Origin of the sequence: Candidatus Nitrospira allomarina, from assembly GCF_032050975.1 — a bacterium.
Classification (GTDB): domain Bacteria; phylum Nitrospirota; class Nitrospiria; order Nitrospirales; family UBA8639; genus Nitrospira_E; species Nitrospira_E allomarina.
Genome location: NZ_CP116967.1, coordinates 3,093,273 through 3,117,720, shown reverse-complemented (window position 1 = coordinate 3,117,720; position 24,448 = coordinate 3,093,273). Strand labels below are relative to the sequence as shown.

General features: G+C 52.1%; 22 protein-coding genes and 1 pseudogene. 18 read left to right on the top strand and 5 right to left on the bottom strand.

Going from position 1 to position 24,448, the window contains the following annotated elements:
• Nucleotides 1–30: 30 nt before the first annotated feature.
• Entirely contained in the window at nt 31–582 is a 552-nt protein-coding gene (locus tag PP769_RS13840) for a VOC family protein (protein ID WP_312641099.1), read from the bottom strand.
• 319 nt (nt 583–901) lie between these two features.
• Between PP769_RS13840 and PP769_RS13835 the strand changes: the two genes are divergently transcribed.
• From PP769_RS13835 to PP769_RS13765, 15 genes are all read left to right on the top strand, one after another.
• Complete coding sequence (locus PP769_RS13835) at nt 902–1,669, top strand: iron-containing redox enzyme family protein (protein ID WP_312641097.1); 768 nt, start codon at nt 902–904, stop codon at nt 1,667–1,669.
• An 84-nt stretch (nt 1,670–1,753) separates the two neighbouring features.
• A complete protein-coding gene (locus PP769_RS13830; RefSeq protein ID WP_312641095.1) occupies nt 1,754–3,475 on the top strand; it encodes a class I adenylate-forming enzyme family protein in 1,722 nt (573 codons plus the stop codon).
• Between the two features lie 103 nt (nt 3,476–3,578).
• On the top strand, nt 3,579–4,562 hold the full coding sequence (locus PP769_RS13825) for a thiamine pyrophosphate-dependent dehydrogenase E1 component subunit alpha (protein WP_312641093.1): 984 nt from the start codon (nt 3,579–3,581) through the stop codon (nt 4,560–4,562).
• Nucleotides 4,559–5,551, top strand: a complete 993-nt coding sequence (locus PP769_RS13820; RefSeq protein WP_312641091.1) for an alpha-ketoacid dehydrogenase subunit beta — start codon at nt 4,559–4,561, stop codon at nt 5,549–5,551. The genes PP769_RS13825 and PP769_RS13820 overlap by 4 nt, the downstream gene beginning before the upstream one ends.
• A gap of 19 nt (nt 5,552–5,570) precedes the next feature.
• Nucleotides 5,571–6,752, top strand: a complete 1,182-nt coding sequence (locus PP769_RS13815) for a dihydrolipoamide acetyltransferase family protein (protein WP_312641088.1) — start codon at nt 5,571–5,573, stop codon at nt 6,750–6,752.
• Nucleotides 6,749–7,939 carry a thiolase family protein gene (locus tag PP769_RS13810; RefSeq protein ID WP_312641086.1) on the top strand — a complete coding sequence of 397 codons (1,191 nt, stop codon included), beginning with the start codon at nt 6,749–6,751 and terminating at the stop codon, nt 7,937–7,939. Before PP769_RS13815 ends, PP769_RS13810 begins: the two co-directional genes overlap by 4 nt.
• A 50-nt stretch (nt 7,940–7,989) precedes the next feature.
• On the top strand, nt 7,990–8,853 hold the full coding sequence (locus PP769_RS13805; RefSeq protein ID WP_312641084.1) for a 3-hydroxyacyl-CoA dehydrogenase family protein: 864 nt from the start codon (nt 7,990–7,992) through the stop codon (nt 8,851–8,853).
• Between the two features lie 23 nt (nt 8,854–8,876).
• Entirely contained in the window at nt 8,877–10,544 is a 1,668-nt protein-coding gene (locus PP769_RS13800; RefSeq protein ID WP_312641082.1) for an acyl-CoA mutase large subunit family protein, read from the top strand.
• Nucleotides 10,545–10,690: 146 nt separating this feature from the next.
• Nucleotides 10,691–11,545 (top strand): MBL fold metallo-hydrolase, encoded by an 855-nt coding sequence (locus tag PP769_RS13795; RefSeq protein WP_312641080.1) that lies wholly within the window; start codon nt 10,691–10,693, stop codon nt 11,543–11,545.
• Nucleotides 11,542–11,943, top strand: a complete 402-nt coding sequence (locus PP769_RS13790) for a cobalamin B12-binding domain-containing protein (protein WP_312641078.1) — start codon at nt 11,542–11,544, stop codon at nt 11,941–11,943. Before PP769_RS13795 ends, PP769_RS13790 begins: the two co-directional genes overlap by 4 nt.
• Nucleotides 11,940–13,223 carry a thiolase C-terminal domain-containing protein gene (locus PP769_RS13785; protein WP_312641076.1) on the top strand — a complete coding sequence of 428 codons (1,284 nt, stop codon included), beginning with the start codon at nt 11,940–11,942 and terminating at the stop codon, nt 13,221–13,223. The genes PP769_RS13790 and PP769_RS13785 overlap by 4 nt, the downstream gene beginning before the upstream one ends.
• A 7-nt stretch (nt 13,224–13,230) precedes the next feature.
• A complete protein-coding gene (locus PP769_RS13780) occupies nt 13,231–13,728 on the top strand; it encodes a Zn-ribbon domain-containing OB-fold protein (protein ID WP_312641074.1) in 498 nt (165 codons plus the stop codon).
• Nucleotides 13,697–14,473 (top strand): methylmalonyl Co-A mutase-associated GTPase MeaB, encoded by a 777-nt coding sequence (meaB, locus tag PP769_RS13775; protein ID WP_312641072.1) that lies wholly within the window; start codon nt 13,697–13,699, stop codon nt 14,471–14,473. The genes PP769_RS13780 and meaB overlap by 32 nt, the downstream gene beginning before the upstream one ends.
• A gap of 128 nt (nt 14,474–14,601) precedes the next feature.
• Entirely contained in the window at nt 14,602–14,763 is a 162-nt protein-coding gene (locus tag PP769_RS13770) for a hypothetical protein (RefSeq protein WP_312641070.1), read from the top strand.
• Nucleotides 14,764–14,860: 97 nt separating this feature from the next.
• On the top strand, nt 14,861–16,063 hold the full coding sequence (locus PP769_RS13765) for a PrnB family protein (RefSeq protein WP_312641068.1): 1,203 nt from the start codon (nt 14,861–14,863) through the stop codon (nt 16,061–16,063).
• Nucleotides 16,064–16,989: 926 nt separating this feature from the next.
• On the opposite strand, the gene PP769_RS13760 is transcribed toward PP769_RS13765, so the two are convergent.
• From PP769_RS13760 to PP769_RS13750, 3 genes are all read right to left on the bottom strand, one after another.
• Entirely contained in the window at nt 16,990–17,859 is an 870-nt protein-coding gene (locus tag PP769_RS13760; RefSeq protein WP_312641066.1) for a hypothetical protein, read from the bottom strand.
• An 82-nt stretch (nt 17,860–17,941) separates the two neighbouring features.
• The gene (locus PP769_RS13755; protein ID WP_312641064.1) at nt 17,942–18,277 is read right to left on the bottom strand and encodes a hypothetical protein; all 336 of its coding nucleotides are present in this window, start codon (nt 18,275–18,277) and stop codon (nt 17,942–17,944) included.
• Between the two features lie 988 nt (nt 18,278–19,265).
• Complete coding sequence (locus PP769_RS13750; protein WP_312641062.1) at nt 19,266–21,242, bottom strand: acyl-CoA dehydrogenase family protein; 1,977 nt, start codon at nt 21,240–21,242, stop codon at nt 19,266–19,268.
• Nucleotides 21,243–21,501: 259 nt separating this feature from the next.
• Here PP769_RS13750 and PP769_RS13745 point away from each other — a divergent pair, with 259 nt between their 5' ends.
• Nucleotides 21,502–22,290 (top strand): enoyl-CoA hydratase-related protein, encoded by a 789-nt coding sequence (locus PP769_RS13745; protein WP_312641060.1) that lies wholly within the window; start codon nt 21,502–21,504, stop codon nt 22,288–22,290.
• Between the two features lie 435 nt (nt 22,291–22,725).
• Nucleotides 22,726–22,980, top strand: coding sequence for a hypothetical protein (locus PP769_RS13740; RefSeq protein WP_312641058.1), 255 nt, complete (start codon nt 22,726–22,728; stop codon nt 22,978–22,980).
• Between the two features lie 613 nt (nt 22,981–23,593).
• Here PP769_RS13740 and PP769_RS19790 read toward each other — a convergent pair.
• A pseudogene (locus tag PP769_RS19790) lies at nt 23,594–23,797 on the bottom strand (DnaJ domain-containing protein); the annotation flags it as partial.
• A gap of 111 nt (nt 23,798–23,908) precedes the next feature.
• Between PP769_RS19790 and PP769_RS13730 the strand changes: the two are divergent.
• On the top strand, nt 23,909–24,436 hold the full coding sequence (locus PP769_RS13730; protein WP_312641054.1) for a hypothetical protein: 528 nt from the start codon (nt 23,909–23,911) through the stop codon (nt 24,434–24,436).
• Nucleotides 24,437–24,448: the final 12 nt, after the last annotated feature.

The following is a 24,448-nucleotide window of genomic DNA, read 5'->3' as shown; positions in this document are numbered from 1 at the left end:
TCAGCATGAATCCACCATGGCCATAGCGGCTTAGGGAATATGCCCAAAATCAATAATAGTCTGTTCCACGCCCTGCGTTTGATCCCGTTCAATATCCTGATATAAGGACTCGACTGTGCTCTTCACAAAAGTCTTTGACTCCTCCTTTCCCTGTTTACGCTGAGTCAGTTCGAAGAAAATTCCACTGCCGGGAAACAGTGGATAAGTAAAACGCTGGCGGAGCGGACCGAATCCATCCCGACCTTCCTTCACGGGCCCGCTGAACTTCACGCCATGGGCTTCCCATTCCTGGCACACGGTTTCGATATCGTCTACTTCCAATGCGACATGCTGTATACCTGGCCCAAAACGTTCGACAAATTCCGTAATCTGTGATTTACCGGTTTTATCCCGGCCTTGCATGAGGGCCACTCGAATATTGTTCCTTTGAACCACAATGGTATCCATGCTTGACCTATCGGATCCCACATCATCGGCAGACCAGATCGTTCGGAAGCCGAGAATGTTATTGAACAGGTATTCGGCAGCATGAAGATCATTCACACAAAGGGTAATGTGATCAATTCCAACCGTGTCACCCATGGGATTCTCCTTCCCTATCAATAATTCGAAAGGACTCCTGCAGACCGTTCATGTTTTCCCGTATCTTCCGGTCCGTTATTAGGCTTAGCTACCAAATTAATTTCAATTTACCATTAAAAAATAATCTTTTGCAATCTTTTGATAAAGCAATGAATAAAATGGCCAATGCGACATCCTTCCCATTCCCCCTCATTGCTTGTAGTCCATAAAAGTTTTATTATGATAATAATATTTTATCATCAAATTCTTGACTGGCAATCACAGATAACAATTACTTGAAAATGGGACTTACTTATGTGTTCAGCCTAAGGAGGCCACCATGTCAGGATTTTATCGGGAGATGCGGGAATTCGTACTTCACCATGGTGCCATCAATAACTCTTATCTGAATTGGTTTAAGAAGGGGGACGCATCCGATGAAGAACTCCATGCGTTTGCGGTGGAGTTTTATAATTTTGCCCGATTCTTTCCAAAAATTCTTGTCGCACAACTGGTCAACACCGAGGACGAATCCGTCGCGGAGGAATTGACACGGGTTTTGTATTCAGAATTAGGGGAGGGAAATCCTGAAAACAGACATGAGTTACTCTATCGGCATTTCCTGCGTTCCATCGACATCGATCTTCATCAAGCCCTGACTACACCGATGATGCCTTCTACCCGGGCCTATATCGAAGGGCTGGAAGAATTGTACAGCAGCGGACTTCATGAACAAGCCTTAGGAGCTTCCTTTGGCCTGGAAAACATGGCCATTACCATGTGGGATCACCTCATTCCCGGCTTACAGTCTTTGCGTCGTCAGCGACTTCCTGGTCTTGATATGAGGTATTTCACTTTCCATCGTGAACTTGAATCCACTCATGAGGAAGCCATGGTGCATGCCGTTGCAGCCATGGAAGGACATGGCTCCGCTCAGGGGACACTCTCCACTCAAGAGCGACAGGATTTTCACGACGGCGTCCGACAGGTTCTGAACTTTTTAGAGGGGTTCTGGTTGGGTCTCGAGCATCAACGAACGATGAAAAACCCCAACCACAACGGGGCGCATTCCAGGAACAGGCATGTCACACTCGGGGATGCGCGATGAAGGAACTCTTGGATGCTAACGGCTATCGCTCGCGAGGCCTCATGCTCACAGGGGAATGAGTCATTTCCTTAGAGGGTAAAACGGATGATTGAAACGATTTCCATGAATAACAATATTCAGGAGGCGCATCGGAACGGAAACCCGCTCCTCGAATTCCCATATTCTTCGTTTACGCAATTTTTTCAGCAGCGGGTGGCCGATCCGGCACTCATGAAAGACGTGTACTTAACATATTACGACGATTCCGGAATGGCTCGAAGCTATACCTATGAGGAATTCGGAAACGCCGTCAATCGGACCGTAACCTTCCTGCGTGAGCAACTGGGGATCCAACGAGGTGATCGCATTGCCACCCTGCTGTTTAATCACGACTTTACCGTGGTGATGTATTATGCCGCATGGGTCCTGGGAGCCGTGGTGGTGCCGATTGACCTCAATGAATCTGGAGACCGTCGCTTCTATATTCTAGAACATTCAGAGGCCTGTGTGGTTTTTTGTTGGGGAACCGAATACGAAGCCCTCCAGGATATCCGGAATCGACTACCCCACCTCCTGCATCTCGTCTCTCTCGGGAATGGAACCTCACCGCTCATGGACATGATGAGTCAACCTCACCCCGCTCAATCATACAACCACGGATCTCTCGATCAAGCTGCTCTCAAGGATGAAGCATTAATTGTCTACACCTCCGGAACGACGGGACCGCCGAAAGGGGTTGTGCTCACGATTGAAAATCTTCTCGTCGATGCCCACGGCATTGCACGATGGCACGGATTAGAAAAAGGTCATTGCCTCATGTGTGTGCTACCGATCCATCATGTGAACGGGATCGTTGTCACGCTCATCACACCATTTTATGGACAGGGCAGATCCGTACTGAACCGGCGTTTTCGTCAGTCCGCGTTTTGGAACCGAATCCGGGATGAAGGGGTTACCTGCGTGAGTGTGGTCCCTACCATTCTGGAGTTCCTGCTGGAAGGAGCCCGGGATAACCGGCAATACCAGCTTGACCATTTTCGTGGATTGATTTGTGGTGCCGGCCCTCTCTTAAAGGACACGGTGTCACGGTTCGAGCATCAATTTCATGCTCCGGTTCGTCATGGATACGGCCTATCTGAAACCACGTGTTATGCCAGTTTTCTCCCCGTTAACCTTTCCGAACAGGAACACAGGCACTGGCTCACGGACTATGACTATCCATCCATTGGCCTACCGATTCCTCACAACGACATGGCGATTCTCAATCCCCAAGGACAACCGGTCGGCGAGATGGAAAAGGGGGAAATTTGTATCCGCGGACAAACGGTGTGTTCGGGTTACTTGAAACGACCGGATGCGAATGGGGAAAGTTTCCGGTGGGGATGGTTTCGGTCGGGAGATGAGGGGTTTTTCGTTCGTGATCAGGGTGATCGCCCGTACTTTTTCATATCCGGGCGAATGAAAGAATTAATCATCCGTGGCGGTGTGAATATTTCACCCTTGGAAATTGATGAAGTACTCAGAAGGCACCCTTCCGTCAAATTCGGTATGACCGTTTCCTTTGAAAACCGTTTCTACGGAGAAGAAATCGCCGGATACCTCGTTCTCAAAGAACATATGCCGCAACCTTCGGAACATGAGATGGTCACATGGTGTCGCCAGGCGTTGCCCTATGCCAAGTGCCCCAAGGTCATCATATTTGGCCAGGAAATACCCTATACGACAACGGGGAAACCCAAACGTTTGGAGTTAAAGGCCCGGTTGAGCCCCACATTGGCACGCTACCGGGACGTCCAATTCCGCTCTTTGCAAGGCGGCTCGGCTTGAGGAGGCCGCCATTGAATGAGTAGTGGACATGACGGATCACCCATACCACACCCAATGACCAACAAGAGGATAATTATTCATGTCTAGACAGAAGGAGAGTGTTATGGAGATTTCACAATCTGAATTTCTCCACCTCTATTATTTCCTTAAACTCACCAGAGCGTTGGAGGAACGAGTGACCACGCTGTACCGGCAAGGTCGCATCGTCGGTGGTGCGTACACCAGCCATGGAATGGAGGCGATTTCGGTGGGCTATGCTTCCGCCCTGCAGGCGGATGACATTATCGCCCCCTTCCATCGCGATATGGGTGCGTTTTTAGTCAGAGGCATTACGCCGGGTGAGGTCTTAGCGCAATATCTTGGCAAGCGCACCGGACCCACCAAAGGGAAGGACGGCAACGTGCATATGGGCGATCTGAAACGTGGCATCATCGCCTTTGTCAGTCATCTGGCTGACAATCTTCCCGTTGCGACCGGAGTGGCTCTGGCGTTTAAGCTCCGTGGCGAAACCCGTATTGTCGCCGCGAATACAGGAGATGGAGGGACCAGTCGCGGGGATTTTCATGAAGCGTTGAACTTCGCGTCCGTTCGCCGGCTGCCGGTGGTGTTCTTTTGCAATAACAACCAATACGCCTACTCCACCCCTCTTCACCATCAGATGGCCATCAAAGATGTCGTCGAGCGGGCAAAAGCCTATGCCATCCCCGGTGAAATTGTGGACGGAAACGATGTCGCCTCCGTCTATCTGACCGCACAACGGGCCTTTCAACGTACAAGGGACGGAGGGGGTCCCACCTTTATCGAATGCAAAACCATGCGTATGCACGGGCATTCGGAACATGATTCCGCCAAATATGTGCCTCGGGAACTCCTGGAGGAGTGGAAGAAGAAAGACCCCATTCTGCAGGCGGAACGTCGGCTGAAAAAATTGGGGTATGCCGGTCAACCCGAATTCCAGGAAATTCATATGAGGGTTGAAAAGGAAATTGAATCCGCTTTGGAGTTCGCGGAACAAAGCCCTCTTCCGGAAGGTCCGGAAGCGTTGGAAGGCGTCTTTGCGGCTAATCCCGTGGAGGTACTGATATGACCACATCCGCCATCACACATGAAGTGACCTATCTGGAAGCCATCTCGCAAGCCCTTGATGAAGAAATGAGCCAGGATGAGCGGGTCTTCCTGATGGGAGAGGATATCGGCCCTTACGGCGGGGCATTTCGTGTCACCGAAGGGTTCCAAGATAAGTATGGTGAATGGAGAGTGCTGGACACCCCTCTGGCGGAATCGGGAATGGTCGGCGCCGCGATCGGAGCGGCGATGATGGGCATGAGACCCGTGGTGGAAATGCAATTTGCGGATTTCATTTCCTGTGCGTTCGATCAAATTACCGAGATGGCCGCCAAGAATCATTATCGCTGGGGAGCAGAGGTGCCTCTGGTCATTCGCGCACCCTTCGGGGGAGGGACTCATGGAGGGCCGTTCCATTCCGTGTGCCCGGAAGCCTGGTTCTTTCATACCCCCGGGTTGAAACTGGTGGCGCCCTCAACCGCCTATGACGCCAAAGGATTGTTGAAAGCCGCTATCCGTGATCATAACCCCGTCATTTATTTTGAGCATAAATTTCTGTATCGGCGCGTGAAGGAGATGCTTCCTGCTAAAGATTATATCGTCCCGATCGGAGAAGCGGAGATCAAACGGACAGGAAGCGAGATGTCCGTCATCACCTATGGAGCCATGGTCCACGTGGCATTAGAGGCAGCAGAGGCCTTGGATCAGGAGGGGATCGACATGGAAGTCGTGGATCTTCGTACCCTGAGCCCCCTTGATACCGACACGGTCAAAAACTCTGTTCGAAAAACGGGCAAAGTGATTATTCTCCACGAAGATACGAAGACCGGAGGCATCGGTGGAGAGATTGCCGCGATTCTGGCTGAAGAATGCTTCAACGCGCTTGATGCGCCGATTATGCGGATCGCAGCCCCCGATATTCCCGTGCCCTATAGTCCCCCGCTGGAAGACTTTTTTCTTCCGAACGCTCATGACGTCATCACTGCCGCCCGCCAATTGGCGGCCTATTGATTACACAGGGGAGCAATTCATGGCCACCGACATCGTCATGCCGCAGTTAGGTGAAAGCATTGCCGAAGGCACCATTGTGAAATGGCTCGTTCCGCTGGGGGCACAGGTGAAAAAAGATGAATCCCTGTTAGAGGTGGAAACCGATAAGGTCGCATTGGATATTCCTTCACCGGCGACCGGAGCCTTAACCGAGATTTTGATTCAGGAAGGGGAAACGGTCCCGGTGGGCACTCTTCTCGCGCGACTCGATTACCATTCCGAATCCGGAAACGGTGATTCCCCGACAAGCACAATTCAATCACCGGTATCGTCCGGTCACGGCCAGTCAACGATCTCAGGATCCCCTGAACTCCTTTCACCGGCTGTTCGAGACCTTGCCGCGAAGCACCAGGTGGACCTCAGCCGCATCACCGGAACCGGCATGAATGGACGGATTACCAAAAAGGACATCCTGGAGTACCTGGACAAGCAGGGCCTGCCCGGAAAAGAGTCCGGCGATTCGCTAAAGGGACAACCCGCATCAGTGTCCCCTTCCCTTGATGAAGAGGTGATTCCCTTAAGTTCCATGCGACGAACGATTGCGGAACGCATGGTCAAGAGTCGACAGACCGCAGCCCACGTGGTGACGTTTTTTGAAGCCGACTTCACAACAATCGAACCCCCTAGACAGAAGTTGCACCTGACCTATCTGCCTTTTGTGATCAAAGCGGTCACGCAGGGAATCAACGCCTTTCCGATTCTCAATTCCTCCTGGTCTGCCAAAGGTCTGATCCTCAGGCATGCCGTGCATATCGGTATAGCTGTCGCCGTAGAAGAAGGATTATTGGTTCCCGTTGTCAAACATGCCGCTCAAAAAGATCTTCGGCAATTGGGTAAAGAAGTCGCTGATCTGTCTCAACGGGCACGAAGCAAACAACTCCAGCCCGAGGAAGTCCAAGGAGGAACCTTCACCATCACCAATCATGGAGGGACTGGCAGCCTCTTTAGCACTCCGATCATCAACCAACCGCAAATCGCCATTCTTGGAGTTGGCGCTGTTCAGCGGCGAGCAGTGGTCGTGAACGAGTCAATTGAAGTCCGCCCCATGGCCTACTTGAGCCTTGCCTTTGATCATCGGGTCATCGATGGAGCCACGGCAGATCAATTTATGCTCATGGTGAAATCTGTCCTGGAACAACCGTCCTGGGAGGTCACCTCATGAAGGATGTTAGACATGCGGTTATTGTGAGTGCGGTCCGCACTCCCATGGGAAGCTTTCAGGGGGTCTTCAGCCCGGTTCCCGCGACGAAACTCGGAAGCCTGGCCATTGGGGAAAGCTTACATCGCGTTCACTTGTCAGGGGCGTTGGTGGACGAGGTCTATATGGGTTGCGTGCTGGCTGCCGGTCTCGGACAGGCACCCGCTCGGCAGGCCGCGCTTGGAGCCGGCCTGCCCGACTCAGTGGGCGCAACCACCATCAACAAGGTCTGCGGATCCAGTCTCATGGCCATCATTATGGCCACTCAAGCCATCAAATTAGGGGAAGCCCGCATTCTGGTTGCCGGAGGCATGGAAAGCATGACCGGCGCCCCCTACCTCCTGACCAGGGCCAGACAAGGCTACCGGCTGGGCCATGGGGAACTGGTCGATAGCCTGATTAAGGATGGACTCTGGGACGTCTATAACGATTTCCATATGGGTCAGGGTGGGGAACTCTGCGCGTCCAAGTATCAACTGAGCCGGCAGGCCCTTGATGACTTTACGATTGAAAGCTACCGCCGGGCCCGCATGGCCATCGCGAATGGCGCATTCAAACAGGAAATTGTTTCCGTCGAAGTGCCTCAAAAAAAAGGCGAGCCCCTTCTCGTCACCGACGATGAGGAACCGAATCGCGTGAATCTTGAAAAACTTGCCAGCTTGAAGCCGGCGTTCAAAGAAGACGGCGTGTTGACAGTCGGCAATTCCCCATCTTGCAATGACGGTGCGGCTGCCCTTGTTCTGATGGAAGAAAGAGAGGCCGAACGCCATGGCATCAAACCGTTGGCACGAATCATCGGGTATGCCGGCGCCGCATTAGCACCGGAGTGGTTTACCATGGCCCCGGTTCACGCCATCACAAAAGTTCTAAAGCAGACAAACCTGTCGATCGAGCGGATTGATCTCTTTGAAATCAATGAAGCCTTTAGCTCGGTGTCTCTTGCAATTAACCGGGAACTCAGCCTGGACCCGGCAAAAGTCAATGTGAACGGAGGCGCCGTGGCGCTTGGCCATCCAATCGGAGCTACCGGCTCACGGATTATGACCACACTGCTTTACGCACTGGAAGCCAGAGGTGGCCGTTTGGGGCTTGCCAGTCTCTGTATTGGTGGAGGCGAAGCCCTGGCTGTGGTGATCGAACGCATGACCTAGCGCATAGTATTCTCGATCACGTTTCTGTTTTGACTGGAGAAGAAGCGAACATGCCATCACAGGCCATACAAACCATGGGTGTCGTAGGAGCCGGTCAAATGGGTGCGGGCATTGCGTTTGTATCTGCGCTCGCAGGCTGTGAGGTCCTCCTCTACGATATCCACACCGGATCCCTGGAAGCGGCACTTGAACGCATTCACAAGGGATTCGACAAACAAATTCAGGATGGCATCATCCCGGCTTCGGAGGGGGAAGCGGCCTTGAAACGAATCCGGACCACCCAATCCCTCGGGGACATGACTGATCGTCACCTGATCCTGGAAGCCGCACCCGAAAATTCTGAAATGAAATGCGAGCTGTTCCGACAGCTTGGAGCCATCTGCAAACCGGATGTGATCCTGGCCAGCAATACCTCCTCGATATCCATCACAAAATTAGGGGCCATGTCGGGGCGGGACGCTCAGGTAGCCGGCATGCATTTTATGAATCCGGTCCCGGTCATGAAATTGGTGGAACTCGTTCGAGGGTTGCGCACCAGCGATGAGACCATCTCTCTTCTTGCCGGATTTGCCGACCGCATGGGAAAAGTTGTGGTGGAATCCAAAGATTCTCCAGGTTTCATTGTCAATCGCCTGCTCATGCCGATGGTCAATGAAGCCATCTTTGCGTTCGCCGAAGGCATTGCCACTGCGGACATGATCGACAAGGCCATGACTCATGGCACCAACCATCCCGTAGGGCCGCTGGCGTTAGCCGATCGGATCGGTTTGGATACCGTGCTCAACATTTGCGAAATTTTATATCAAGAATTTGGCGATCAAAAGTTTCGCCCGTGTCCGCTTCTTCGAAAATATGTTGAGGCGGGTTGGTTGGGTCGAAAGTCAGGAAAAGGATTCTACAGCTATCACCCTTGATTCCCTTGTCAGGATATGACGCCATGAAGATTGCTCACGATTCACCGGTAGGCCATCAGAAGTGTTCGGCTGAAGAACATCCGGCCTCTCCCCATCCTCAGGACAGAAAGACGCCGTGTACCTCCTTGTCCGGACTGCCGATTGCCGATCGGTATACGCAGGAAGACCTCAAAGATTGGGATCCTGAACGTGACCTCGGGCTTCCTGGAGACTTTCCCTACACACGTGGAATTCATCCGGCGATGTACCGCAGTCGGCTATGGACGATGCGCCAATTCGCGGGATTCGGGACGGCTCATGACACCAATGCCCGTTTCAAATATCTCCTGGATCAGGGACAGACCGGTCTTAGCGTCGCGTTTGATATGCCGACCCTCATGGGGCTGGATTCCGATGATCCGCAGGCTCTTGGGGAGGTAGGCTATTGTGGAGTTGCGGTCTCGTCACTGGAAGATATGGCCACACTCTTCAACGGAATCCCTTTGGATCGGGTATCGGTTTCCATGACGATTAATGGCCCGGCCGCGGTAATCTTCGCCATGTATCTCACTCTGGCTGAACGGCAAGGCATCCCCCTGAATCGGCTCAATGGCACCCTTCAAAACGATATTCTCAAAGAATATATCGCACAAAAAGAATGGTTGTTTCCGCCTGCTCCCCACATGCGATTGATCACGGACACCATCGGCTACTGCAGTGAATACGTACCGAAATGGCATCCCATCAGCATCAGCGGGTATCACATTCGGGAAGCAGGATCCACGGCCGTGCAGGAACTGGCCTTTACCCTGTATGACGGGCTGACCTATGTCGATGCCGCCGTTCAGGCAGGATTGCCGATCGACGCCTTTGCCCCGCAACTGTCCTTTTTCTTTAATTCGCATAACGACTTTTTTGAGGAAATTGCCAAGTTTCGTGCTGCACGACGCGTGTGGGCGCAGGAAATGAAAGACCGATACCACCCCAACAATCCACGCTCGCTTCAGCTCCGCTGCCATGCCCAGACAGCAGGCTGTTCCCTCATGGCCCAGCAACCCATGAACAATGTGGTGCGCACAACCCTTCAGGCTCTGGCGGCTGTGCTCGGCGGCACGCAATCGCTCCATACCAATTCCATGGATGAGACGCTGTCTCTGCCCACTCAGGAGGCCGTAACGCTGGCGTTACGGATCCAACAGATCATTGCTCATGAGAGCGGGGTCACCAACACGGTTGATCCTCTGGCCGGTTCCTACTTTATTGAACACCTCACCAACCGGATGGAAGAAGATGCCCGCGAATACTTTCGCAAGCTGGATGCCATGGGTGGCATGTTGGCCGCCATCGAACGGGGGTTCCCACAACGAGAAATTCTGGAGGCGTCCCAGCACTACCAGGAAGAAATCGACCGGAAAGAACGCATCATCGTCGGGGTCAATGAGTACGTTGAGTCGGAGCAGTACACCATTCCCACCCTGCGAATCGGGAAGGAAGTCGAACAGTATCAGCGGGAACGATTACGTTCGTTTCGCGCCAAACGGGACCCCAAGAAAGTGACTGAAGCGCTTCATGGAATTCAATGGTTCGCGCAATCCGGCGAAAATCTGTTGCCACACCTGATGCACGCGGTCAAAGCCAAGGCCACATTGGGAGAAATGTGTGGAGCCTTAAAGGAAGTCTTTGGAACCTATCGTGAACCTGTGGTGTTATGAACTGTTGTCGCTGCCTGAGGACCATAAGCCATGTTGGCCTTTAGGACCCAATTCGCAAGGAGGTAACAGAGCAAACCGGCATACAGATCTCATCCTTGTTCCTGTAGCCGGAAAACCCTTAACTCAAAACAGAAGGGACCAATCCTGTGAAACTTGGACAATTTAACATTTATCCTGTGACAGACGGCCGGTTCCGGCTTGACGGCGGAGCAATGTTCGGGGTGGTCCCCAGAGTGCTCTGGGAGAAATGTTGTCCCGCCGACGATCACCACCGCATCCCGCTCAGCTTGACCTGTCTGCTGATTCAGGCACATGGGAAGAACATCCTCGTCGATACGGGACTGGGCTCAAAACAGGACAAAAAATTTCATCGAATGTTTGCCGTAGATCAATCCTTCTCCCTTCATGATGCCTTACACCACTTCCGCCTTGCCCCGAAGGATATCGATATGGTGATCAATACCCATCTCCATTTCGATCATGCCGGAGGCAACACGCGGTGTAATGAAAAAGGACAGACGATCCCGACGTTTCCGATGGCCCGCTATCTGGTGCAACGCGGAGAATTTGAGGATGCCATCAAGGCGAATGAACGGACCAAGGCCAGTTACCGTCAGGAAAATTTCATTCCTATTCTGGAACATCACCAGTGTGAGTTTGTCACAGGTACGACCGAGTGGCTGCCCGGTGTCTCGATGGTGGTTACCCCCGGTCATACCAAATACCACCAAAGCATTAAAATTGAATCCGAAGGACACACGGCCTTCTTTTTAGGTGATTGTATTCCCACGGTCTCTCACCTGCCGCTCCCCTACATTATGGGCTACGACCTCTTTCCGCTACAGACGCTGGAAACCAAACGATGGATTCTTGATCAAGCCTACGAAGAAGGATGGCTCCTGATTTTTGAACATGACCCCCGGATCGAGATGGGGTACGTCCACAAAGACACGGAAGGCAAATACTTCTTGAAACCTGCAGAGGAAGCGAGAACAGCATGACCACAGCGACGACGCCCATTCGAGTCCTGATCGGAAAGGTTGGTTTGGATGGCCACGATCGCGGCGTGAAACTGGTGGCACGAGCCCTACGAGACTCCGGCGTGGAGGTCATTTATACCGGGTTACATCAAACCCCCGAGCAGGTCGTCAATATCGCCATTCAAGAAGACGTGAACGCGATAGGCCTCAGCATTCATTCCGGTGCCCATTCCTCTCTGTTTCCACGGGTACTGGAATTACTAAAAACGCATGATGCCGAGGATATCGTCGTCTTCGGTGGAGGCATTATCCCCTCTGATGATGTCGGCCCTCTGATGGAAAACGGTGTGCGGGCCCTGTTCCCTCCCGGTACCTCGATGTCACGCATTGTGGAATTCGTAAAAGGACTGCCCCGATGAGACCGGTCTATATGATCAGTGGTGGGATCACAAAATTCGCCAAAGCCCATCCGGATAAAGATTTCCGTCTGATGGTCAAAGAAGCCTATGACGCCGCCCTCCAGGACGTACCTGGCTTATCGAAAGACATGGTTGATGGCGGGGTCGGCTCCTATTTTTCAGATCATTTCACCCGACAGCTCAAAGCCGCCAGCATGGCACACGATTACCTGGGACTGTGCCCTAAACCGTCAAAACGGGTCGAAGGGGGCGGAGCCACGGGAGGCCTGTGTTTTCAATCAGCCTGGGAAGCGATCGCCTCCGGACGAATGCATTGCTGTGTGGCGTATGGATTTGAAACCATGTCCCGGGTCAACACCTGGAAGGGAAACGAATTTATTGCGTTGGCTTCCGATACGAATTTCGACTTTCCGGTCGGCGGGTTTTACAGCGGGTACTATGCCATGATGGTCAATCGCCATATGCATGAATTTGGCACCACGGTTGAACAGATGGCTATGGTCTCCGTCAAAAATCATCTGAATGCCCTGTACAATCCCTATGCGCAGAAGGCGAAACGTCTCACCGTCAAACAGGTTCGGGAATCCCCAATGGTAGCCACCCCATTGACCATGGAAGATATCTGCACCATGTCCGATGGAGCAGCCGTCTGCATTCTGGCTGACGAAACCATTGCGGAACAGGTCTGTGACCGGCCGGTGCACATCACCGGCATAGGATCAGGGTCAGATGCCATGCGCATGGCTGACCGGCCGCATGGAAAAGTTCCGCTGCTTCCGCACGAGCAGGAATCCGATTATGCCCGGCTCAAATACCCCGGGGTGCATTCCTTTCGCGGTGGTCGAATGGCGGCAAAACTGGCCTACGAAATGGCCGGCATCCGGAATCCATTGGAAGATTTAAGCTTTGTCGAACTTCACGATGCGTATACCTCCTCTGAAATTCAAACCTATGAAGACCTGGGGTTGTGTAAATATGGGGAAGGCGGCAGTTTTATTGAAAAGGGTATCCCGTTCATGCCGGGGATTGAGTATGACTTGCCGTTACCGGATCAAGGGCGATTCCCCGTGAATCCATCCGGGGGACTGTTGGCCTGCGGCCATCCGGTCGGAGCCACAGGTCTGATGCAGGCCGTCTTTGCGTTTTGGCAACTACAAGGCACGATCGAGAAGCATTTAGGCAGTCCGGCATTACAACTTCGCGATCCCCGACGTGGACTCATCCATAGTCATGCGGGCACCGGGACCTATATCACCGTTTCGATCTTGGAGAGGACATAACCACACCATGAAACACTCTGAAACAACCGGCAAACCCATGGAGAAACGCCAGGAGACGAATCTACCGGAAGGCGCCCCGTTGATCATCCAGGACCACTACGAAATCGACTACCGGCATAGTTATGCCCAGGATTCCCCCTTCTTTGTGGGTTTGAGTCAAGGCCGCTTGCTGGGATCGCGATGTACGGGGTGCCAGTATATGTATGCGACACCACGGGCACATTGCATGGAATGCGGGGCGCCCACGACGTGGGAAGCACTTCCACCAACCGGACGCGTGCATACCTTCACGGTCTGCTATTACGGCGGGGAGAGTTTTCTGAAAGAAACCCCCTTTCTGTTGGTGTTGGTGGAATTTGATCAGGTGAATACGCTTTTTCTCTCCCGGCTCAAAGGCGTGCCACCGGAAGAGATTCACATTGGACTCCCGATTCGTCCACAATTCTCCGACACCCCCACTTACAAGGTGACCGATGTCTGGTTCGAACCCCTTGACCGTACATGAATTTCCCACGATTCCTTCCTTACTCAAGGAAGTCCGAACGGGAAACATCCGGGCAATATCCCGCGCCATCACGTTACTGGAAATGAATGGGCCGGAAAGAACAGCGGTCCTGGAGGGGCTAGAGCCTTTCCCCGGCCATGCAAGCACCATCGGGGTCACCGGATACCCCGGCGCGGGAAAAAGTACCGTGATCGACCAATTGATTACGGCGTACCGGGCACAAGGGAAAAAGGTCGGCGTGCTGGCCGTGGATATCAGCAGCTCATTAACCGGCGGCGCCATTCTGGGAGATCGAATTCGCATGCAGCACCAATCGTTGGATGAGCGTGTCTACATCCGGAGCATGGGCACGAGAGGACACCGGGGTGGCCTGGCCCTGGCGACACAGGACGCCATTCATGTGCTCGACGCCGCCGGGTATGATGTCGTGCTGATTGAAACCATCGGGATGGGACAAGAAGAAGGTGAAATTGCCCAGATAGCCCAAACAGTGGTAGACGTCGTCGCTCCCGGTCTTGGCGATGACGTGCAGGCTATGAAGGCCGGGATTTTTGAGATTGCCCATATCGTCGTCGTTAACAAGGCGGATCATCAGGGTGCTCACGAAACCCTTCAGTCGTTGCGGGAATGGGTGCCACAGGTGCTGCTGGTGACGGCCACGACCGGAGAAGGCATCCCATCGTTGGTGGAGGCCATCACCCGCCACCAACAGTCCCTTGAAGTTGAGGCTCCCGTTTCCGGTTGAATGTGCGTATTCCCTGCTGCGGGGATCTAAATTAAAAAGGGTTCTTCTGGTTTTTCTGTGGGTAGGAGAATGGGTTACGCGTTCGTTAGGTTCAAACTCTTTGGGTAGGCGAAAGACAGGAGAGAGGAATGACCTGGTTGACTGCTCTATTGGCTACCCCGCTCCTGGTTCCTTTAGAGGTAGGACGCCTGCTACCTGGCCTCTGGGCGGACGCTGGAATCAATCGGCGGGCCTTGTCTGAGCCCAGCGAGTTGGCCCGCCCTCCTAGTCGTCGCGTCCGTCCGATCTGATGAGCCAGGTGGGGCGTCAATGGTTTTGGGTCCTTTTGCCAAAACAAAAGGACCTCGGCTGCCGGGCCGAAACTCGGCGACTTAACAATTAAGTCTCATGCAACCTCCATCGCTTCAATATCGTTCGTTATCACATTTTGAAATGTCCGAACAGCGCGGATTTTTGCCCGTCCCGGATCCTCTTTCTTCCTGCTCACTCTGCCCTGATCTGGAATGGCTCGGGCAGCAACTGCCCAAGTTGCTGGCGGCCCGCCAACTCCGGAACACCATCAACAGAATGCAAAACCTTATCCCCGGCAAGAAAGACGAATGGACCGTCGAAACCTACCGATACGCCAATCGCATTCTTTCCTTTGCGGCGCATGGCTACATTTGGGAAAATCCGGATCACCCCCTCGACCATCTCCCGGCCAACCTGGCCGTGCCCTGGTGTGAAGTGTCACGTCGGTTAGGCCGGCCTCCGGTTTTGTCGTATGCCTCCTATGCGTTGGACAACTGGCGTCGTCTCGACCCGGACCACGCGATCCAACTCGATAATATTGTCCTGTTGCAAAACTTTCTTGGAGGATTGGATGAAGAGTGGTTCGTGGCCGTCCACGTCGACATTGAGGCAAAAGCGGGCCCGGCCATGGCCGCCATTCTACGCGCGCAGGAAGCAGCGGAACAGGATCATGCAGATGAAGTGACCAAGGAACTCATGACTTTGGCTTCAATGATGGAAGGCATGTGCGGAACGCTGGATCGCATGCCCGAGCGGTGTGATCCCTATATCTATTATCACCGCGTGAGGCCGTTTATTCACGGCTGGAAAAATAATCCGACCCTTCCCAATGGGCTCGTGTATGAAGGAGTGAAGGAGTTCCAAGAAGCTCCACAATATTTTCGAGGAGAAACCGGGGCACAAAGCTCGATTATTCCTGCGCTGGATGCCGCACTGGGCATCAGGCACGCGGAAGATCCCTTAACCGTGTTTCTCACCGAAATGCGTCACTACATGCCACCTGCCCACCGCGCGTTTCTTGAGAAGTTGGAACATCAGCAGGACCATGCCGGCCGGCCGCTGCTGTCCGGATATATTATGAACCACAAATCCAGCAAACCAGATTTATGGCAGGCCTATCACGAATGCGTACAACTTCTGGCACGATTCCGGGCCACACATCTGGACTATGCCGCAAGCTATATTCATCAGCAAAGCGAGAAACAATCCACTAATCCAACCTCGGTAGGAACCGGCGGCACCCCGTTTATGGAATACCTGAAGAAACACCTGGAAGAAACGAAGACAATCATTCAGTGATCCAGCGTATGTAGTCATTTTAATAAACTTCCTATTTTTTTAGGAACGAAAAAACTAAAGTGCCGGGTTTCGGCCCAGGAGTGAGGTATTGCCTGGTGCGTCCCGAAGGGCGCCTCCTTTGTTGTGGAGGCAAAAGGACCCAAACCATTGACGCCCCTTTCGGCCTCATTGGATTGGGCGGATGCAGGGAAGAGGACGGGCCAACTCGCCAGGCTCAGACAAGGCCCGCCAAGAAAAAGCGCATCCTCCCATGGGGCCGAACGGCAGGCGTCGGACAATGGGAAAAATAGAAACGACAGGGAATTCCATGACGGTGATCCTTGGGGAATTATTTGGAAACACTATAAATACCTAGGCGGACAGGCAGGGTCACGTTATCTTGGGAATGTGTTGAAGAGTAGGTGGTTCGATTCGGATGGATGCAACAAAATGTTTGAGTCAAGCTGTATTCGAAGGCCGCACGACCTAAGACGTCGGCTGGAAAGAATTTAGGTCCCTGTTTGTTTACCCCTCGCGCGACATGCAAGAGCTGCATTCACCACTTCTGCGACGGATTCCGCCGTATTCCCACGGGTACTACAGTACTTTCATTCAAGCCAATCGGCTAGCTCCTTGGTGCCCTTGCTCGCATTGCATGAGATGCAGCACCTGGCAATGTTTCCTCGAGTGAGTATCCGCGCATTATTGATGATGTGCTCCCAAGATGACCTGAATCGCCTTGATACGTTCGTAGTTATGAACTCAACTCCGCAATAGACACAATAGCGGTCTCGTTTAATAACCTCTCGCTCGAGCCAATCAGGGATGTTCCATCTGTTCACGTCAATTCGCTCCTCCGCGGGGATCCCTTGGGGTGCAGCTAAGGGACTCTTCATTTGAAACCGAATAAATCGACGGCTTCAGTGCATGGACTCGTTCTGGTGACTTCAGGGGTTTGAGCCGTTGAAGGCTTGCGTTAAGACCTGGGTCAGCACCTCGATTTGTTTCTTCAGGTCGCTGGGAGTTAAGCGAATACGATAACGGCCCCACCGATCATCGTAATCCATGACATCAAGTCCAGCAGTCTCAAGTTGTTCTTGCGTCAGGTCCGATTTCGCCAGGCGGGGCTCAAGCCGCAAAAAACTTTTCTTGGGGCGAAAAACAACAAAGTTGCAAGGTTGCCCGTTCTTTGCCAAACCGATGTAGAACTTGTTGTATTTCAATTCGAGCGCAGGATCGAGCGTCTTGACAATTTCAAGCAATTCTTCGCACATCCCCACCGTTTTCTGCGAACCACGCTTGATCCAGTAAGCACGATCCGTTGCCTCTTGCACTTCTTCGTCTTCATCGACAAGGCCAAGTGTCATTTGGTCGAGAACCTTGGTGAAAACAAGCCCAATTTTGTCGTTGAATTTCAGTGCATTCATCTGAATTGCCACAAGCGGGATCATTCCGTTGAACAAGCTAATCACGTTCAGGAATCGAGCTGTTATAATTTCGGCTACAATCACCGCGGTATGTTCGTATTGTGGGTAGCGTTTCCGCTCGATGTCCCAATACTCGATGGTCCGAATGATGTGGCTTTCGTCCGTGCCGCCCAGTTGGACCTCGACTTCGTAGCGGTGATTTGCTTCCGCGTCCTGCAACAAGAGATCAAGTCGACCAGCTCGCGGTTGGATGCGCTCCTTGTCCTTCAACACGACATCGCCGAGACCAAGAATCACCGGATCTTCAGCGATGCGATCCTGCACCCACCGCTCGTTGAGTTCGTCATGCCCCTTGAGCAAGACGGTCTCGAATTTTGCGTAATACGTCATCAGCAGTCCCTATTATGCAAACTTGTCAGCACAACGCCAACCATTAAGCGCGGCAAACTCGCAGGTCGCCTGCGTGGCATTGTTAATGTTCTTTCTTCTCTTGTGACCATGACACGATGGCATAGACCCAAGGCTGAACAGACGAAATGATCATTCCTTGAGTTGTGGAAAAAGATAATCCACCAAGGTCCCCTGAAAGAGAAAATAGCCATGCCAAAGCTTCACCGTTCCTGGGTTCCACAAGGCCCACGGCTATATTGGTTTGTGTATTGGCAGGTATAGATCGCGCGTCGATCAGCAACACGGCATCACTCGAACGACCAGAATATTCGAATGCGTCCTTAGCCCACTCTACATATTTTGCTGCATCACCTATATTCACAGAAACCAGGTGAAACTGACCTTTCAGATCCCTCAATGGTACGTGCCGCACTTCATTTGCTCTCGATCCTGAAAATGTATCATGTATTTGACCAGACTCATGGTACGATCGCTTTCCCTGGCCTCTGGTTATTCCGCAATACACGTCGGAGCCCCGGTGCTCGACCCAATAAAGGTCTACGGTTCTGAGGCCATTCATGACTAGTAAGCGAGTTCGCATAAAAAATTAATAAGGTTTAGGTAAATCCGCGCAAGCCCGGATCTGCGTATTCCTATCAAAAAAACACTTCATCACTGGTTGTGAGCCATATGCCATCATCGATGCTCTTTCATAACTTTGTTCCTGCACTTTTACCCACTCAGGAATTCCCGAGGAATTCCATGAGTGCACAAAAGAAGTCAGTCTCAATGTCGGAAGATTCTTGAACAAGGCAGGAAAAATGTCAAGAAACTTTTGATTGGGATTTTTGGCGAATGATTAAGGAAATGAGAGATTATTCACAATTTATGGTTCTGACCTTATAGCTTGACGATGTGGATCGGAAATCCATCTAGGGGCAGAAAAAAACCGCTGGCAGGGGAATGCATCGCATGTGTGTATCCAACTCTCGTGTTCACGTGATGTGCTGTGTTGCCGGCTTTCGCCCCGGCAGCGAGGTATTGTTTGGTGCGTCCCGAAGGGCGGCTCCTTTGTTGTGGAGGCAAAAGGGCCCAAAACCATTGACGCCCCATTCGGCCTCATCAAATTGGGCAGATGCAGGGCAGAGGGCGGGCTAACTCGCCAGGCTCAGACACGGCCCGCCAAGAAAAAGCGCATCCTCCCATGGGGCCGAACGGCAGACGTCGGACCAGGGAGAAAGAAAGAATCTCCATCTCTGTTGTGAATGGCATGATGCTTTTGGGGTTCGTTGGGACCGGAAGCAATCCTTTAAGATCTACTTAAAGAAACATCAGGAAGGAACCCGATCAGTCCATTCCCACCGTGATTACGAAGCGCTCGTGGCCGCAGGTCACCTATCAGGCGATCAGGCATGGGGAGTGAGAACGGTTTTCTCTGAGTGTTGCTTCTTATAGGCATCTTTCTCTGGCCGAACTGATGCCGGCACTGGAGACAGGTAATCGGTGAGTCCCCGTTGAATGATGCCGTGATTTAGGAACGGGTATTGCCCCAGGAACGCCCGCTTTCCGACCTTTGCGGCGACGGGATCATCATTATGAATAATTTCCGGAATCATCCGGTCAATCCGCTCACGAGCGGCATGAAATATTTCATCCGACAAGTCCCAGACCCGGGGATCACCTTCCCGGCTATACTGCCGTTCAGCCCATAACGCCGTGGTCGCCATAATCAACAAATCTTCCCCGACTGACTCAATCCTATTTTGCCTGCCCTGATCATCACGAATCCCTTCCTGGTGAATCGCCAGAATGTAGAAGATGGCTCTGGCCAGACGGCGGCTTGCCCGTTCGACATATGTGAAGTGCTTGCGAATTTTGGGATGACCGATTTCCAGACGGGAAGGAAGTGGCTTCCGTTTCCACAGATCAAGGTATCGGGGTAGATACCATTGGGCGACATGCACCCCTTCCCGGATACGTTCAAGGGCTTTGCCTTTTGCGTCCAGATAATTCCTGGCTTGCTCCAAATGCGGGTTCAGGGCTTCACGGGCCACAAAGGGTCGCAGAATATCCGTGGCTCCCTCCCCGATACGGTACATTTCGATATCCCGAACCAATTGTTCAATCCCGAAGGCCGGCTCTCCCCGAACCCGCTTGGAATCAGCCTTTTCGTATCCCATCCCTCCAAAGATTGTTTGCGCACCTTTGAGAAAATTAATCGCCTTTTCCGAACACGCGATTTTGGCAATGGCGGCTTCAATACGAATGTCATACGCATGTTGATCGGCCATACGCCACACCAGCCAGGACAGGGCCTCCATGGCAAAAAGATCCGCAGCCATCTGTCCTACGCGCCTCATTTGGGTTTGCCGCCGGCTGAGCGGCTGCTGAAAGGTGACGCGTGAATTTGCCCGATCCAACGTGGGTTGCCAGGCCTGCTTGGCCATCCCCAAACACAACGCGGGAATGCTAATGGCCCGCCCGACGTTCAGGATGGTCAACGCGTATTTCAGGCCTTTCCCGATTTCTCCAATGAGATTCTCCACTGGAATTTGCACGTCGGTGAATGTCATGTGGGCGTTTTCAATGCCCCGGCACCCTTCAAATTGACATCGCTGTTGAATCTTCACGCCTGGGCTGGCCATGTCCAGGATGAACGCCGTGTGGATGGAAGCCTCTGCCCCTATTCCTTCGGGCACGGGGACCCATTTGGTCTTTCCGTCCAAGAATATCCGTTTTGCCGGCACGCGGGCCACCAGTGTTATCAGGCTGGCGAGGGAGCCATTCGTGCACCAGAGTTTTTCGCCATTTACCACAAAATGTGTGCCCAAGGCATTGAGGACGGCATTCGTTTGAATATTGGCCGCATCCGATCCGGTGTCGGGTTCCGTGAGCGCAAAAGCCGAGATTTCCTTTCTTGCCACCCGCGGGAGAAAGGCCTTTTTTTGTTCCTCGTTTCCGAAGAGAAGAATGGGCATGGCAATCCCGATGGACTGTGGCACCGCAACGGTAAGGGCCAGGATATTGCTCCAGCTGGCCATCAGCATCAGCACCCGCCCGTAGTTCGTATACGAGAATCCCAGCCCGCCATATTCTTTGGGTATTTTCATCCCGAATGCCCCAAGGTCCAGCAGGCCCTTGAGCACATGCTCCGGGATTTTAGCGGTTCGTTCGATGTCGTCCGGATCCACATGCTGCTTCAGAAAATCTTCAATTTTCTGGCAATATTCTTCCCCGATTTGCTCTTCCTGGTCGGGCTCTTCCGGCGGAAACAGCAGATTGAAGTCCGGATTTCCCATAAACAGGCCCGCCATAAAACTCTCACCGGCCATTTCCTGGCGCGCTTCTTCTATTCGCTCCATGCCTTTGAACAGTTGTGACATGTCCTGACCTCCTTACTATGAATTCTGAGGGAAACCAGTTTTACTACTGACTCTAGAATTCTCGCAGGATTCTAGATAGGTTTTTCAGCCAGATGGTCTTTTAAAAAAATTTTCTTTTTTACAGTCCGCAACTAATGATATTAAACTAATAATATTCTATCATTATGTTATAATAAATTTATATTATTAAAGTATGGCTTAAGGCTTCGGCTATGGCATGCAGGCCAAAGATGCACGACTCTCCAGAGGAGACAAGACCATGAGTGGACTTCCTCGCATATGGCTAACCGAACACCCGGCAGATCATGTCGCGACGGTGACGATCAACCATCCTCCCGCAAATGTGCTTACACCCCAAGGGATTAGTGAACTCGAATCAACCCTGGACGATCTGGCCAATCATGATCCAGTCAAGGTCATCATCATCACCGGAACAGGACGGTTTTTCATTGCAGGAGCCGATATCCGGATGTTGGCAGAAATCGGATCCAAGCCAAAAGGGAAAAAACTGGCCCTCACCGGCCAAAGAATTTTTAATAAAATCGCGGCTTCGCCAAAACCGATTATCGCAGCCATCAATGGCATCTGCCTCGGCGGAGGCTTGGAATTGGCATTGTGTTGTCATCTCCGATTAGCTGCTGAAGGAATTCAGCTCGGGCTACCGGAGGTTAATCTTGGTCTGATCCCTGGGTTCGGCGGGACCCAACGCCTGCTTCGCCTCATCGGCCAATCGAAAGCTACTGAAATGATTTTGACGGGGGATTCGCTCTCAGCAGAGGATGGCAAAACATGTGGACTGATGTCTGAGGTTTTCTCTGATAAAGATTTGATGCCGCAGGCTATCGGACTTGCCAGTCGGATTGCCTCAAAAAGTCAAAGTGCTGTTCGAGCAGCCCTTCAGGCCATTCAGAGGGGATCGGATTTGAAACTTCGTGAGGGTTTGCTGGTAGAAGCAACCTTGTTTGGAGAACTTTGCGAATCCGAAGATAAACAAGAAGGGCTGGCAGCCTTTCTAGAAAAGCGCACTCCGCATTTCAAGGACCTCTGATCCCCCAAGTCTTTTAGCGAATCTGTCAGGAAACGAAGGGGGGATAGATCAGTTGGTTTTGAACGATTCCTGCTAAATGCAAACACCATTTTCCCTATATACACAATAATCGGGAGGTAGTGAGAGACTGGTGGATTTCATGAAAGGGAGGCACACGATCAATTAACCTGATCTTTTCTTGGTATCGTTCGACTTCAAAGGTATTCCGGTTACACCATTGTTTTGACATGCCTGTTGCTCCCCTAGCCCATCCACTCGTTATTGGTGTGGTGAGCATCCCAATGAGTTCCTTGCCCTTTTTGGCAAATAGCTCACGTTCTATGCCATTTCATAAAATCCACCCATTCTCGCGCCGCAAGCATTATGGGCACATACCGATACAGAGATTGTAATGGGAGTCTCGAACTTATTCAGAAGAGCAAAGGAGTACTGACCATGACATTACCGGAAGTAGGAGCTATTCAATTTCTGCAACCCGCATCATCGGGGGATCATTCACGAAAACAGGTGACCGCCGTGAGCTCCGATGAGGAGAGTGGCAAAGCCAAAAGCCATCGGGAACGAGGTGCCCCCTCTCCCATCCAGGACCAGGTGACCTTGTCGAAGGAGGCTCAGGCATTGTCCACATCAAGGCATCACCCCTCAAAAGGCAATCCCTTCCAGCAACCCTCTTCTCCCTTTGATCGCTGAGGATTGCGAAACGGCGATAATCCGGCAAATGGAGCGTCCCATTTGCTGGTATCGGATTCTGAATAAGACTTGTCTCCTCATTGTTGATCATTTCCCTTAGCCACTCCCATTTGTGCTTTTCTCAATGTATCCGTCCTGATTACCGGCGCTCGTAGAGGAGTTCACAAGCTTGTTCGTATCCTTGGATCCATCCTTCCTGATACGCCTGTCCTAAACTTCGTCGTACCTGATCCATTTGCTCTTCGCCTCGAAACGAACCTGGAACGGCCGAGCACACCATCTCCACGGCTACGTCTACGAGTCGCTCTCGGCGCTGTTTGAGTTCCACGGACACGAGTTCATCTAACGCTTCCTGGCCTCGCTGCATGACAATTTTCTCCAGAAAGGTATCATATCCCTGGGCACGAATGACCCTTTCCCGAATAATACCTAATTCTTCTTTGATTCTTTGTGTATTGCGTATCAAGACCATAAACAGCTGTTTGCGGGATTCCTCTCGAAGGGTTTCTTCCATTCGTTGTAGTACCACCGACGGAGAAATGGATTCTTCCGGCTCGGGATCCGGATCCCTATCCCGTCGGTGGACCATCGGCTCGACATAGCCCAAACGCATTCGATCATACGTTTTTCTGGCATCCGGATCACCCAAGATTTCATAGGCTGCATTGACTTCACGAATTTTTTGTTCGGCCTGACGATTTCCTCGATTGCGGTCAGGATGATACTGAAGGGCTAATGCGCGATAGGCTTTTTTTATCTCATCTTGCGATGCTTGAAGAACAACACCGAGAACCTCATAATAATCGACAACTGGCATTGACATGTTCCTTACAGAAGAAAATTCTTCACCTGATTATTTGCGTAACTTTGGCGAATATCCACGTTAACGCGTCCCTGCATGTTATTTTTAAAAAACAGCTTTTCCTTCATGACCATTTTTTCAAAAGTTCTGTTAATTGGAGCATGGAATGCTTTCCTGTTCGTTGGGACGGACATTACGCATCAACCGGCATTTCCCTTGGAAGCTTCCCTTGAAAGAATTGCCTCGGCACCACCCACACCCAGGCTCCTCTGCCAACTCTCAGCCCGCCTCCCCTCCTCCACTTTTACCACATCACCCGAACCCGTCTCCATTGCCATGCTGTTGAGTCAACCAGATTCCTATCATCAACGTCTCGTGGCCGTTCGTGGAGTGATCACCCAACCGGAAATGCACCTTGATGACTCAGAGTTAGCCATACGCTTTGTCTTTCGTCTGGTCGAGGGGGAACAATCCATTGTCGTTTTTGGTCAACACGATCGCACGCAAGGCTCACCGTCGATTTCACTGGATCTTTCCGTGGAAGTGATCGGAGTATTTTGGAAAGAACGAGAATTGAATGCATCACGTGTCTTCAATGCCATTGAGGCCCTTACAGTCTCTCCCTATCCCTCTCTGATCCCGGATAGTGCTTGAAAAGATCCCCGG

What these genes read in the sequence shown, in the direction of transcription:
- PP769_RS13840 (WP_312641099.1), bottom strand. Translation starts at nt 582, where the DNA reads ATGGGTGACACGGTTGGAATTGATCACATTACCCTTTGTGTGAATGAT.
- PP769_RS13835 (WP_312641097.1), top strand. Translation starts at nt 902, where the DNA reads ATGTCAGGATTTTATCGGGAGATGCGGGAATTCGTACTTCACCATGGT.
- PP769_RS13830 (WP_312641095.1), top strand. Translation starts at nt 1,754, where the DNA reads ATGATTGAAACGATTTCCATGAATAACAATATTCAGGAGGCGCATCGG.
- PP769_RS13825 (WP_312641093.1), top strand. Translation starts at nt 3,579, where the DNA reads ATGGAGATTTCACAATCTGAATTTCTCCACCTCTATTATTTCCTTAAA.
- PP769_RS13820 (WP_312641091.1), top strand. Translation starts at nt 4,559, where the DNA reads ATGACCACATCCGCCATCACACATGAAGTGACCTATCTGGAAGCCATC.
- PP769_RS13815 (WP_312641088.1), top strand. Translation starts at nt 5,571, where the DNA reads ATGGCCACCGACATCGTCATGCCGCAGTTAGGTGAAAGCATTGCCGAA.
- PP769_RS13810 (WP_312641086.1), top strand. Translation starts at nt 6,749, where the DNA reads ATGAAGGATGTTAGACATGCGGTTATTGTGAGTGCGGTCCGCACTCCC.
- PP769_RS13805 (WP_312641084.1), top strand. Translation starts at nt 7,990, where the DNA reads ATGCCATCACAGGCCATACAAACCATGGGTGTCGTAGGAGCCGGTCAA.
- PP769_RS13800 (WP_312641082.1), top strand. Translation starts at nt 8,877, where the DNA reads ATGAAGATTGCTCACGATTCACCGGTAGGCCATCAGAAGTGTTCGGCT.
- PP769_RS13790 (WP_312641078.1), top strand. Translation starts at nt 11,542, where the DNA reads ATGACCACAGCGACGACGCCCATTCGAGTCCTGATCGGAAAGGTTGGT.
- PP769_RS13785 (WP_312641076.1), top strand. Translation starts at nt 11,940, where the DNA reads ATGAGACCGGTCTATATGATCAGTGGTGGGATCACAAAATTCGCCAAA.
- PP769_RS13780 (WP_312641074.1), top strand. Translation starts at nt 13,231, where the DNA reads ATGAAACACTCTGAAACAACCGGCAAACCCATGGAGAAACGCCAGGAG.
- meaB (WP_312641072.1), top strand. Translation starts at nt 13,697, where the DNA reads ATGTCTGGTTCGAACCCCTTGACCGTACATGAATTTCCCACGATTCCT.
- PP769_RS13770 (WP_312641070.1), top strand. Translation starts at nt 14,602, where the DNA reads ATGACCTGGTTGACTGCTCTATTGGCTACCCCGCTCCTGGTTCCTTTA.
- PP769_RS13765 (WP_312641068.1), top strand. Translation starts at nt 14,861, where the DNA reads ATGCAACCTCCATCGCTTCAATATCGTTCGTTATCACATTTTGAAATG.
- PP769_RS13760 (WP_312641066.1), bottom strand. Translation starts at nt 17,859, where the DNA reads ATGACGTATTACGCAAAATTCGAGACCGTCTTGCTCAAGGGGCATGAC.
- PP769_RS13750 (WP_312641062.1), bottom strand. Translation starts at nt 21,242, where the DNA reads ATGTCACAACTGTTCAAAGGCATGGAGCGAATAGAAGAAGCGCGCCAG.
- PP769_RS13745 (WP_312641060.1), top strand. Translation starts at nt 21,502, where the DNA reads ATGAGTGGACTTCCTCGCATATGGCTAACCGAACACCCGGCAGATCAT.
- PP769_RS13740 (WP_312641058.1), top strand. Translation starts at nt 22,726, where the DNA reads ATGACATTACCGGAAGTAGGAGCTATTCAATTTCTGCAACCCGCATCA.
- PP769_RS13730 (WP_312641054.1), top strand. Translation starts at nt 23,909, where the DNA reads ATGACCATTTTTTCAAAAGTTCTGTTAATTGGAGCATGGAATGCTTTC.